Source organism: Serratia marcescens subsp. marcescens ATCC 13880 (assembly GCF_017299535.1).
Classification (GTDB): Bacteria; Pseudomonadota; Gammaproteobacteria; order Enterobacterales; family Enterobacteriaceae; genus Serratia; species Serratia marcescens.
The window spans coordinates 1,571,047-1,583,508 of sequence record NZ_CP071238.1; the positions used below are offsets into that span (position 1 = coordinate 1,571,047).

At 57.6% G+C, this 12,462-nt stretch carries 11 protein-coding genes; 5 read left to right on the forward strand and 6 right to left on the reverse strand.

Annotated elements, in window-relative coordinates; translation table 11 throughout:
• The first annotated feature begins 268 nt into the window (after positions 1–268).
• From J0F90_RS07495 to J0F90_RS07510, 4 genes are all read left to right on the forward strand, one after another.
• Entirely contained in the window at positions 269–796 is a 528-nt protein-coding gene (locus J0F90_RS07495) for a fimbrial protein (protein WP_004939088.1), read from the forward strand.
• Between the two features lie 66 nt (positions 797–862).
• Positions 863–1,546: a fimbrial biogenesis chaperone gene (locus J0F90_RS07500; protein ID WP_016928482.1), complete on the forward strand. Its 684-nt coding sequence runs from the start codon at positions 863–865 to the stop codon at positions 1,544–1,546.
• Between the two features lie 27 nt (positions 1,547–1,573).
• The gene (locus J0F90_RS07505; RefSeq protein WP_033640906.1) at positions 1,574–4,189 is read left to right on the forward strand and encodes a fimbria/pilus outer membrane usher protein; all 2,616 of its coding nucleotides are present in this window, start codon (positions 1,574–1,576) and stop codon (positions 4,187–4,189) included.
• An 11-nt stretch (positions 4,190–4,200) separates the two neighbouring features.
• Complete coding sequence (locus tag J0F90_RS07510; protein WP_016928480.1) at positions 4,201–5,241, forward strand: fimbrial protein; 1,041 nt, start codon at positions 4,201–4,203, stop codon at positions 5,239–5,241.
• Positions 5,242–5,316: 75 nt separating this feature from the next.
• On the opposite strand, the gene J0F90_RS07515 is transcribed toward J0F90_RS07510, so the two are convergent.
• From J0F90_RS07515 to J0F90_RS07535, 5 genes are all read right to left on the reverse strand, one after another.
• Positions 5,317–5,775 (reverse strand): helix-turn-helix domain-containing protein, encoded by a 459-nt coding sequence (locus tag J0F90_RS07515; protein ID WP_033640905.1) that lies wholly within the window; start codon positions 5,773–5,775, stop codon positions 5,317–5,319.
• 205 nt (positions 5,776–5,980) lie between these two features.
• Positions 5,981–7,561, reverse strand: coding sequence for a malate dehydrogenase (quinone) (gene mqo / locus J0F90_RS07520; protein WP_033640904.1), 1,581 nt, complete (start codon positions 7,559–7,561; stop codon positions 5,981–5,983).
• Positions 7,562–8,022: 461 nt separating this feature from the next.
• Positions 8,023–9,450, reverse strand: a complete 1,428-nt coding sequence (gene phoA / locus J0F90_RS07525) for an alkaline phosphatase (protein WP_033640903.1) — start codon at positions 9,448–9,450, stop codon at positions 8,023–8,025.
• Positions 9,451–9,582: 132 nt separating this feature from the next.
• Positions 9,583–10,290 carry a glutathione S-transferase N-terminal domain-containing protein gene (locus J0F90_RS07530; protein ID WP_033640902.1) on the reverse strand — a complete coding sequence of 236 codons (708 nt, stop codon included), beginning with the start codon at positions 10,288–10,290 and terminating at the stop codon, positions 9,583–9,585.
• Positions 10,291–10,364: 74 nt separating this feature from the next.
• Positions 10,365–11,048 (reverse strand): ArsR/SmtB family transcription factor, encoded by a 684-nt coding sequence (locus J0F90_RS07535; protein WP_033640901.1) that lies wholly within the window; start codon positions 11,046–11,048, stop codon positions 10,365–10,367.
• 175 nt (positions 11,049–11,223) lie between these two features.
• On the opposite strand from J0F90_RS07535, the gene J0F90_RS07540 reads away from it, so the two are divergent.
• Positions 11,224–11,571: an antibiotic biosynthesis monooxygenase family protein gene (locus J0F90_RS07540; RefSeq protein ID WP_033640900.1), complete on the forward strand. Its 348-nt coding sequence runs from the start codon at positions 11,224–11,226 to the stop codon at positions 11,569–11,571.
• A gap of 31 nt (positions 11,572–11,602) precedes the next feature.
• Here the strand turns inward: J0F90_RS07540 and J0F90_RS07545 are convergent, their stop codons facing one another.
• Positions 11,603–12,334, reverse strand: coding sequence for an isochorismatase family protein (locus tag J0F90_RS07545; RefSeq protein WP_033640899.1), 732 nt, complete (start codon positions 12,332–12,334; stop codon positions 11,603–11,605).
• Between the last annotated feature and the right edge of the window lie 128 nt (positions 12,335–12,462).

Here is a 12,462-nt window from a genome sequence, read left to right on the forward strand (position 1 = left end):
CACAGATTATTCCTATTCATATGAATCGTCAACATCGATCGATAGGTATCCGCCGATAGTTTATTCCTATCAAGAGGGGGCTTATGAATGTTTTAAACGATTTAACATTAAGAATATGCTTAGTCTATATTTCGTCCGGCAATGAGTTCATCGAGGCAACGCTCCTTTTCAGCAAGGGAGTGCTATCGCTGAGTGTATGCTCAGTGGCGGCAATATATATATAAGCCCGCCACTGAATCGATTATTTTATTGTTCTATGGAGCTGGAAATGAAAAAAGTATTATTGCCTTTGGCTGCCCTGGTATTGTCTGCAACTGCTTCCAACGCAATGGCAGCAAACGGCAACGTTAAATTCACCGGTGAAATTGTACAGTCCACCTGTAAAGTTGTTGATAAAGACCAGAATAAAGAAGTTTACCTGGGTAAATATCCTACCACCGCTTTCCCAACTGCCGGTTCTACCAGCGGTGCTAAAGCTTTCGATATCAGCCTGGAGAAATGTGAAGCGGGTAACTACACCCTGCGTTTCGACGGTAACACCCCAGCCGGCCACCCAGAGCTGTTGGCTGTAACTGGCGGCGCGACTGGCGTTGGCGTTGAAATTCTGGATAACAACGGTTCTACTCTGCCAATCTCTCAGGAAGTGGCTACCCCAGCTACCGTAACCGTTGCTGCTGATGGCGATAACCCAGGCGCTGCAACTTTCAACCTGCGCGCTCGTTACAAATCCTTCCAGGATCTGGTAACTGCCGGTCAGGCAAACTCTAACGCTACCTTCACCATCGAATACAAATAATTCGCTGGCAGGATAGATAGAGTTATTGGCCAAGGATGGCTAAATTTTGAGAGTTGAGACATTCCGATGAAAAAAATTCTGACTGGTATTTTATTCGCATTCTCTGTTAATGCCTTTGCCGGCATTCAGGTTGATGCGACGCGTGTCATCTATAACAGTGCAAGTAAATCCGCATCGCTCTCAATCAGCAATGACAGCGACGATACCTACATGGTGCAAACCTGGCTGGATACTGGCGATGCAAGCCAGATGCCTAAGAATTTGCCGATCGTGGTGACGCCACCCATTTTGAAGCTGGCTGCCAAGAAAGACGCCATTTTGCGTTTTATCTATTCCGGCAGCGGTTTGCCGCAGGACAGAGAATCTCTGCTCTGGGTCAACGTACAGGAAATTCCGCCAACGCCTAAGCAAGATAACGTGCTGCAGGTGGCGATCCGTACCCGTATCAAACTGTTCTATCGCCCGGATTCGTTGAAAACCAACCTGCAACAGCAGGCGGAAGCGCTGAAGTGGAAGCGCCAGGGCGGCAATTTAGTCGTGACTAACGATGGCCCGCTGTTCGTCACGCTGGGCGTGCTGAACCTGAAGAGCGGCGGCAAGAGCTGGAAAGTGAACGCCGACATGGTCAAGCCACACGACAGCCTGCGCATCTCCCTGCCTCAGGGGGCGCAATCAGCCAACACTATGTCGTTTACCTATATCAACGACTATGGCGGTCACACCGAGATTAAAAACGTCGCACTGAATTGATTTGAAGCACTTCAAGGAATGAAAGAAATGGCACACAAAAGAATAACAACCCTCGCGCCAAAACGTTTGGTGAAGCTGATTAATGGTGTAATTTATTTTTCTGCTGTGCCTTTTTCATTCTCACAGATGGCCATGGCGGAGGAGCAGTTCAACACCTCCTTCATCCATGGCGATGACAATATCGCCCAGGTGGCGTCGTTGGCCAGCGGGGATGATATTCTGCCGGGTAAATATCCGTTTGATATCTATCTCAACGGGCAGCGTATCGATCACCGCGAAATCGAGTTCAAGAAAGAATCCAAAGACTCTCCGGTAGCGCCGTGCCTGACGGCGGTGGACTACCAGGATTACGGCGTAAAGCTGCCCGGCGATCTGACCACCGCCGGTGCCGCGCAATGCTACGCATTGCCACAACAGATCTCCGGCGCCAAGCTGAGCTATGACGCCGCCGTACAGCGTATGGATCTGGAAGTGCCGCAGGTGTTTCTGATCCCGCGCCCGCAAGGCGCTATTTCGCCGAAAGTTTACGATCGCGGCATCAATGCCGGCTTTGTTAACTATAACTTTAGCGGCACTCATAACCGCTACGGCAACAACCAGAACGACAAGACTTCCGACTATTACTTCCTGAGCCTTAACAATGGCCTCAATATTGGCGATTGGCGCCTGCGCAACAACTCGACGTTGAACCAACAGTCGGGCGCCGGTACGCATTGGAAGAACATTTCCAGCTGGGCGGAAACGGACATCGTTTCTCTGCGCAGCCGTCTGGTGATCGGCCAGACCAACACTAATAACAATGTTTTCGACAGCATTCAGTTCCGCGGTGTGCAGATGTCCAGCGCCGACGACATGCTGCCGGAAAGCCAGCGCGGCTATGCGCCGGTGGTGCGCGGTGTGGCGACGACCAACGCGCGCGTTGAAGTGCGTCAGAACGGCTATACCATTTACAGCACCAACGTGCCGCCAGGGCCGTTTGCGCTGACGGACATTTTCCCAAGCACCCTGAGCGGTAACCTGGACGTGACGGTTATCGAAGCCAACGGTTCGAGAACCTCTTTCGTCGTGCCGTTCTCCTCGGTGCCGAACATGCTGCGCGAAGGGATTTGGAACTATCAGCTGACCGCCGGTAAATACCATGACGGCACCAGCCGCTATCAGCCCAAGTTTGTCCAAGGCACCTTGTCGCACGGTATGGCGTATGACATCACGCCTTACGGTGGCGTGCTGGTGGCGGAAAACTACCGTTCAGCGGTCGTGGGCCTCGGTAAAAACCTGGGGAACTGGGGGGCTGTCTCTTTTGATATGTCCTATTCCGACACCAACCTGGTGAACGGCGATGACAAGCAGGGGGAGAGTTTCCGTTTCCTGTATTCCAAGTCGCTCAACGATTGGGGGACGGAATTCCGCATTGCCGGTTACCGTTACTCGACCTCCGGCTATTATGATTTCTCCGATGCGGTTGCCGAGCGCGAACGCTATGAGAACGGTTATTACCGTAACGATTACTACGATCAAAACGATCGCAACCTGGGCGTGCCGGACTGGGCGGAATCTCGCCGTCGCAGCTATTACACCAGCCGTTTCAACAACAAACGCCAGCGCGTTGAGCTGTCTGTCAACCAGCGCATCGCCGGTAATTCGACGCTGTACGCCAACCTCAGCAACCAGTCTTACTGGGGCGGATCCGGCGAAGACCGCACCGTACAAACCGGTTTCAACAGCAGCTATAAAAATATCAGCTATGGCGTCTTCTATCAGGACAGCCGCAGCAACTACGGCTATAAAGACCGCAGCGTCAACCTGACCGTATCGATTCCGTTCAGCTTCTTCAGCAAGGATTCGTCGGACATGACCGCCAGCTTCAACGCCGGCCACAGCAAGCAGAGCGGCAATACCTACAGCGCCGGCCTGAGCGGCACCGCGCTGGATGACAACCGCTTGAACTATGCGGTGCAAAGCGGTCATGATCGTTATTCGGGCCAAACCAGCTCGGCCAACGTCGGTTATCAGGGCAGCATGGGGACCATCAATGCCGGTTATAGCTACAGCAAAGATTATCAGCAGTCTTCGTTGGGCGTGGCGGGCGGCATCGTCGCACACTCCGGCGGCGTGACGTTGACCCAGCCGCTGCAGAATACGTTTGTGCTGGTGGAAGCCAAAGACGCCAAGGGCGTTCGTATCGAAAACCAACCGGGTGTCGCCATCGACCGCTTCGGTTACGCGGTGATGACCTCTGCGTCGCCATACCGCCATAACCGCGTGGCGCTGCGCACCGAAGATATCGGCAACGGCCTGGATATCCCGATGGCGGCGAGAGACGTGGTGCCGACTTACGGCGCAATCACCCGCGTGAAGTTTGAAACGCACACGGGCCAAAGCCTGTTGGTACACAGCAAGATGGCCGACGGCAGCGTACCGCCGATTGGCGCCAACGTCTTCAGTGCGGACGGCAAGAACAACGGTACTGTCGGTACCAACGGCGATATTTATATTTCAGGGGCTTCCGCAGGGGATCGCCTGCTGGTGAAATGGGGCAACGACGCGGGCGAAAGCTGCTCACTGGTGGTGCCGGAATTGAAAGCGGCGACCGAACAGCTGATGGGTTATCAGGAACTTTCGCTGACCTGCGGAAAACCGTAAAAGGAAAGGATATGTCTTCTTTGTTAAAGCACAAGAATCTCGGGTTGGCGGCTGGGCTGCTGGTCACGCTGGGCGCGTTTTCGCAGAGCAGCTATGCGCTGTCGTGTAAGCAGAACGGCAGCATTCGCCAGGATATCGTGCTGGATAAAGCCATCAAGGTGTCGACCGCCAATACCGCGCCGGGCGCGTTGCTGTGGCGTTCGCAGACCTTTACCTCGACCTTCCAATGTACGGATGACTGGAACAACCCGAAAGGGGAAAATGCTTACCTGTACTGGGATCCGCAGTCCCGGATGAGTCAGATCCATAATTCGATCGAAGTGGGTGTCACTTATCAGGGGATCGATGTCAAACCGACTAAAGGCGCACGTCAGGACGTCGGTCCCGGCACGGAATGCCGCCGTTCGGGCAGCCGTTGTTTGTCTCCGGCCAGATCGCTGACGGTAACCGTGTCTTACGCCATCTATATTAAAGCAACCGGCAAGGCGCCGCCGGCCGGCGGCAAGATCAACGACAACAACTCGTACTCGGTATTCCAGGTTGATGGCGTCGGCGGCTTGAACGGCACGCCGAACAGCAACTTTAACGCCTACATTTCCGGGCTGGGCAACATTCAGTTTATTTCCTGCAACCCGAAAATCACCGTGGTGGCCAACAACGGTTCGACGGTGAACTTCGGCACTATCCCGCGTCAGAATGCGGTGGTGGGCAAAATCGAGAAACAGGTGCCGTTCTCGGTGGCCGCCAATATGTCCGATCCGACGACCGGACAGGACTGCCAGGGGGAGACGCTGCAGGCCAGCTTCAGCAGCACTTATCCGCTGCAGGATAACAGCGTGATCCTGCCGACCAGCGACAGCGGCTTCGGTATTTTGATCTCGCAGGCGGCGACGCCAAATACGCCGATCATGATGAACAGCCCGGTCGATCTGGGCCTGGTCAACGGCACCATCGTTGAAAAGAACTTTATGGCCAGCCTGAAATGGTTGAGCACCAACCCGAAAGTGGGGCCGTTCAGCGCATCGGCGAATATTGACGTCACCTTCAAATAATTCGGTGCCTGGTCAATAAAGAAAGGGTTCAGTTCTCGCGAACTGAACCCTTTTTTGTGCCTTATACCGCGCTGATTAACGCAGCCCCATCCAGCTGGTGCAAACGCCTTCCAGCGGTTTGCCGGCGTACCAACGGGGCAGCGTAGGGGCATCATGGCGCGGTTCGGCCTGCATTTCTATCGGCTGCGCCGGCCATTCTGCGACGTCCCAGCGGGTGGTGCGGCGATACACTGCTGGGGTTTTGCCGAACTGTTTCTTGAAGGCGCGCGAGAACGAAGGCTGAGAGTCGAAATGGTATTGCAGGGCGATATCCAGGATCGGGCGTGGGGTGGAGCGCAGCGCCTGCGCCGCCTGCGACAGGCGCCGCTCGCGGATATAACTGCCGAGCGCGTGGCCGGTAGTGCTGCGGAACATGCGCTGCAGGTGCCATTTGGAGTAGCCCGACTTGGCGGCGACGTTATCCAGCAGCAGCGGCTGATCCAGATGAGTTTCAATCCAGTCTAGTAAATCGTGAATGATATTGACGCGATCCATGGTTTTAGTTCTCCCGCAAAAACGACATTCAGGTCACAGTGACTTAGCTTAATTATCCAAGTATATTCTTTGATAATAGGCGTGAGTGCGCCGTTACGCAAGGGTAAACCGGGGGTAAAAAGGTGGCCAAAAATGCTCTTTGAATGGCAGGGGGATAAAAGAAAGGCCGCATAAAGCGGCCTTTTCAGTAGGAAGTGACGGAAAATCAGTTAGTTTCTGGTTTCACTTCAATGTAGTTCAGACCCAGTACGCTGCTGGTGTAACCGCGGATCTTGTTGGTCATCTCGATATCGCCGTTCAGCTTGTGGCCGTAGGACGGGATGATCTCTTTCAGCTTGCTCTGCCATTCCGGCGTCGCCACTTTGTCTTTGAACACGGTTTCCATCAGGTGCAGCATGATTGGCGCAGCGGTGGAAGCGCCCGGCGAAGCGCCCAGCAGAGCGGCGATGCTGCCGTCTTCAGAGCTGACGACTTCGGTGCCGAACTGCAGCACGCCGCCTTTATCCGCGTCTTTCTTGATGATCTGCACGCGCTGGCCTGCGGTCCACAGCTTCCAGTCTGCCTGCTTGGCGTCCGGGAAGTACTCTTTCAGCGCGGCGAAGCGATCGTCGTCGTTCATCATCAGCTGGCCGACCAGGTATTTCACCAGATCGAAGTTATCCAGACCGACGTGGGTCATCGGCATCAGGTTCGAGGTGCTCAGCGAATGCATCAGATCGAACAGCGAACCGTTCTTCAGGAACTTGCTGGAGAAGGTGGCGAACGGCCCGAACAGCAGCACGCGCTTGCCGTCCAGCATGCGGGTATCCAGGTGCGGTACGGACATCGGCGGCGAACCTACGCTGGCCAGGCCATACACTTTGGCCAGGTGCTGGTTGGCGATCGCCGGGTTGGTGGTGACCAGGAACTGGCCGCCGACCGGGAAGCCGCCGTAGCCGTCGGCTTCAGGGATGCCGGATTTCTGCAGCAGGGTCAGGGACGCGCCGCCTGCGCCGATGAACACGAACTTGGCGTTAACGGTGGTTTCTTTGCCGTCGCGGTTCAGATCGGCAACGGTCACGCTCCAGGTCTGATCGGCGTTGCGCTTGATGTCGCGCACTTCGTGGCTCAGGTTCAGCTTGAACTTGTCGCTGGCGCTCAGCGCGTCAACCAACTGGTGGGTGATCACACCGAAGTTAACGTCGGTACCCAGCGGCATGCGGGTCGCGGCGATTTTCTGCGCCGGATCGCGGCCGTTCATCACCAGTGGCGCCCACTGTTTGATTTGCGCAGGGTCTTCGGAATATTCCATGCCGCGGAACAGGGTGCTGTGCTGCAGCGCCGCGTAGCGTTTACGCAGGAAGTTGACGTTGTCGTCGCCCCACACGAAGCTCATGTGCGGCACGCTGTTAATAAAGGATTTCGGATCTTTCAGGACATTGTTTTTCACCTGATAAGACCAGAACTGACGGGAGATTTCGAAAGACTCGTTGACCTTCACCGCCTTGCTGATGTCGATGGTGCCATCGGCTTTTTCCGGCGTGTAGTTCATTTCGCTGAAGGCGGAGTGGCCGGTACCGGCGTTGTTCCAGCCGTTGGAGCTCTCTTCCGCCACGCCGTTCATGCGCTCATACATGTCGATGGTCCAGGTCGGCTCCAGCTCATGCAGATAGGTACCCAAGGTGGCGCTCATGATGCCGCCGCCGATCAACACCACGTCGACGTTTTTATTCTTCTCTTCAGCCGCCGCCTGCTGCGTAACGCCAAACAGGCTGAGACTGAAAATCAGGACGAGTAATTTTCTCATTGAATTAAATCTCTTGTGTGTAAATTCTACTCATTGCAGGTGAAAGAATTTAGCGGGAGTTACCCTGGAAAATAATGAAGCCGACCGCCCGGCGTGAGCCGATAGGCAGCGATAATGCCTTTTTGTTAATAGGGTATTTAACGAAAAGTGAACTATTGCAGGCCGTCCGGGTGCAAATTGATCGGTTCACGTTACTGGCGGGGTATTATTGTTTGCGAGAATGTTAAAAACTACTTTTGTAACTAAAAAAAATGAATATAAGCAAAAATAGGCCGGTTGCTGTCGCAGTAATAAACAAAGAGGGGGGAGAGGCCGTATAACCGCGTTATTTTAGGGGGTTAATTGTCGCGCAATTAAACGTTATTTCGTTATCACACAATAATTGCGGTTAAATTGCAAATACCTATCGGTAACCAATAATAAATGGCCGCCGTTGCGGGCGGCCATCGTGCGGCAGGCGGTTACTGGATGCCCATCGCATCGCGCATGGTGAAGAACAGATCGGTCTGATCGGTCAATCCCACCACGTTGGCGGCGTGCGGGCCGTAGGCCGCGACGCGCAATTGGGTGCCGGTGTGCCCCTGCGATTCTTCTTCCGAGTTGCCGTAGCTGAGGGTCATCGGCGCGCCGTCTTTGGTGGTCAGCAGCTGGGTCAGGCCCGGCGCTTTGGCGCCGGCGGCGACGATCTGGCTGGAGTGCGCATGGTCGGCGGTGACGATCACCAGCGTGTTGCCGTCGGCGCGGGCGAAGGCCAGCGCTTTTTGCACCGCTTCGTCCAGATCGACGGTTTCACCAATCTGCCCGCACGGGTTGGCGGCGTGATCCTGCTTATCGATCGACGCGCCCTCGACCTGCAGGAAGAAGCCGTTCGGGTTATCTTTCAACAGCGCGATCGCTTTTTCGGTCATCGCCGCCAGCGTTGGCGTGGCCGCGGTGCGCGCCGGGTTGTTTTCGCAGGTTACCGCAGGCTTGTCGAGGTTGCCGTGATAGCTGGCTTTCGGCCCCAACCAGCGCACCGGCATGTTGCCGTCGGCGAACAGGCCCAGCAGCGGTTTTTGCTGGTTGGCCAACGTAACGGCCTGCAGCTCATCCGCGTTGCTCACCCATTGGTAACCCTGCGCCGCCGCCTGATCTTTCAGCGATTTTCCTTGCCATTCGCCGCTTTTCGCCAGCTGGTTGAAGGACTTCGCGCCGCCGCCCAGCGTGACGTCGGCGCGGGTTTTCAGCAGCTGCTCGGTAATGGAGCCGCGGCCGCCGTTTTCCAGTGCGTTAGCGGCGCATTTCTCGCTGGTTTCCTCCGGGCCGTAGCATTTGCGCGAGGTGACGTGCGACACCAGCGCCGCCGGCGTAGCGTCTTGCAACTCGGCGGTGGAGACGTTGCCGGTGGCCTTGCCGGCCGCCTTGGCGATCTCCAGCAGCGTCGGCTGATCTTTGCCGTTCACGTCCACGCCGAGCGCGCCGTTATAGGTTTTCACCCCGGTGGTCCAGGCGGTGGCGGAGGCGGCGGAATCGGTCACGTAATCCGGCTTGCGGGTTTTCTTGTCCAGCGAGTAGTGGGTGTATTGCCCGGTCAGCGGCAGGGCGTCGATGCCCTTGAAGTAACCGCCTGCGCCTTCAGCGTAGTTGCGCGCGGCGGTGATCTCGGAATCCCCCATGCCGTCGCCGATCAGCAGTATCACGTTTTTCGCCGTTTTGTCCGACAGCGACGCCTTCAGCGCGGCGGTCTGATCGCCGGCCAGACGACGGGCTCCGCCCGGTTCGGCGAGGTTGCCGCGTGCGGCGCGCTCGGTCAGGCCATCAGCATTGGGCGAGGTTTCCGCCGCGATGGCGGAGGAACAGAGCAGGGCGGACAGCACGGCGCCGGCGAGCAGGGATACAGCAGGTTGCATGGGGTAAGCTCCTTGTCGTAATACAACAATATAAATAACATCAAATTGTTACGTAAGGAGAGTAGAGCAGAGGGATGACAATTTTATGACAGCGAAAGGCGGGATGGCCCAGCGGCCACCCCGTTTGGCGTCTCAGGCCGTGCGCGCCGGAATAGCCAGCCCGCGCTGCACCGCCGGCCGCGCCAGACCGCGCTCCAACCACTGTGCGACGCGCGGGAAACTGTCGAACTCCACCAGTTCGCGCGCCTCATAGAAGCCGATCAGGTTGCGCACCCAGCCCAGCAGCGAGATATCGGCGATAGTGTACTCCGCGCCCATGATCCAGTCGCGGCCCTCCAGGCGCGTTTCCAGCACGCCGAGCAGGCGTTTCGATTCGTTTTTGTAGCGCTCCAGCGGCCGCTTGTCTTCATATTCGCGCCCGGCGAATTTATGGAAGAAACCGAGCTGGCCGAACATCGGGCCGACGGCGGCCATCTGGAAGAACACCCACTGAATGGTTTCGTAACGCTGCGCCGGATCCTGCGGCAGGAAACGGCCGCTCTTTTCCGCCAGGTAGAGCAGAATGGCGCCGGATTCGAACAGCGGCAGCGGCCGGCCGCCGGGGCCGTCGGGATCGATGATCGCCGGGATCTTGCCATTCGGGTTCAGCGCCAGGAACTCCGGCGTCCAGGTCTCGTTGTTGCCGATGTCGATCAGGTGCGCTTCATAAGGCAGGCCGATCTCTTCCAGCATGATGGACACTTTGACGCCGTTCGGCGTCGGCAGAGAGTAGAGCTGCAGCCGTTCCGGATGTTGAGCCGGCCAGCGTTTGACGATCGGGAATTGGGTGGAATCGAGCATGGAAACTCCTCGGGTTGGCGGGGTCGCTTAAGCGTACCCCTAGAGTATTGCAGTAAAACTACCCTGTCGCCGGGTTACACCGTGAGGTCAAAATGTGCGGCCAGCGCTTTTTTACCGGCGGGGGTCAGCTGCAGCTCACGGCTGTCGAGCCGGCGAAGGATCCAGCCGCGTTGGATAAAGACGGCCAACAGCGCGGCGCCCAGCGCGCCGCCGAGGTGAGATCGGCGTTCGCTCCAGTCCAGGCACCCGCAGGCGAAGCGGCGGCGGGTGGGGGCGGGCGAGCAATCGACGCCCAGCCGCCTCAGCGCGGCCTGACCGGTGTCGCTTAACCGGTAGTCTTCTTCGCCGGTCAGCCAGTTCAGCGCATGCAGCCGATCGTGCAGCTTCACCGCCACCTCGCCCGCCATATGGTCGTAGCAGGTGCGGGCATACTGCAGCGAGGTAGGCGTGCTGCTCTTCACCGATGGGCGCGGCACGCCCGCCAGCGCCATCAGGCCTTCCAGCGCTGCGGCCACCGGTTGCCCGGCCAGCCGGAAATAGCGGTAGCGCCCCTGTTTGACGCAGGCAATCAGCCGCTGCTCCAGCAGTTTCGCCAGGTGTGCGCTGGCGGTAGACGGGGCGACCTCGACCGCCGCGCTGAGCTCGGTGGCGGTGTAGGCGCGCCCGTCCATCAACAGGCACAGCATGCGCGCTCGGGTGCGGTCAGCGATGGCGGCGCTCAGCGCCGCTAAACGATCTTCTATCTCGATGTTATGCATACTTCGATGTTAGACGAAGTATGACTGCTCGTCCATCGCTAACCTGTGGTTATCGCACTCTGGTGCTGTGTGTCTGCGTTCGCTGGATATTGATGAGCGGGCGTTGAAATCGGTGCAGTGGCGCCGTTCGTTCAATGCGCGTGTGCCGGAATTTTACCGTTGAGAGGAGATGAGGATGATCGCCGTGATTTTTGAACTGCAGGCCGCCGACGGGCAGCGGGAGACCTACCTGGAGTTGGCGGCGGCGCTGAAGCCGCTGCTGGCGCAGGTCGACGGATTCATTTCCATCGAGCGCTTTCAAAGCCTGGCCGATCCCGAGCGCCTGTTGTCGCTCTCCTTCTGGCGCGACGAGGCGGCGGTGCAGCAGTGGCGCAATCTCGAACAGCACCGGGCGGCGCAGGCGGGCGGCCGTGGCGAGGTGCTGGCGCAGTACCGGCTGCGGGTGGCGGAGGTGGTGCGGGACTACGGGCTGGAGAGCCGCGACCAGGCGCCGCAGGATAGCCGTTGCTATCACCGCACCTGAAAAAAGCCCGCCTGCGGCGGGCTTTCGTCCGCTATTTCGCTTCGCTGCCCACCTTCATCGCCCCGGCGTAACTGGCGCCCATCCCCCAGGCGGCGCCGTGGTCGCGGGCGATCTGCAATACGCCCCCCGCCGTGGCCTTGTGGCCCCAGTCCTGCTGCCATTCCAGCATCAACGCCACCCAGTTGATAGGGGTGGCGCCTGCTTGTACCAGGCGCTGCATGGCGTTGTTTTGACTATCTGGCGTAATGTCGCCGGTGACGTCCGACAATATGTAGACCTCATACCCCTCGCCCAGAGCGGACAGCGCCGGCAGCATCACGCAGCTGGCGGTCCACAGCCCGCCGATGATGATTTTCTTGCGGCCGGATTGTTTGATCAGATCCACCACGCGCCGATCCTGCCAGACGTTGATGGCGGTGCGATCGTACACCTGCAGGTCCGGGCGTGCCTGCGTCACCTGCTGGAATACCGGCCCGGCGAAGCTTTTGGCGTTGGCCGAGGCCAGAATGGTCGGCACGTTGAACACCTTGGCGGCCTTGGCGATGCCGGCGGCGTTATTCACCAGATTGGTTTGATCGATAGAGGAAATGGTCATGCCGAACATGTCCTGCAGATCGACCAGCAGCAACAGGCTGTTGTCGGCGGTCAGCGGTTGCACATAACCCGCCTGGCGGCTATCGGCGGCGGGGGATTGCGCCAGCGCGGCGACGGGGGCGGTGGCGGCGCTCAGGCCGAGCATCAGGGCGAACAGGGTCTTTTTCATTATTAACTCCATGATTATCAGTAGATTAAATTCACTTCCCACTCAGGGAAGCGGTTGGATAAAGTCTACTGAGGTTGTTGAGGTTAATAATCTGTGTTTTATTGAATTAATAATTAACCTGTAGGACA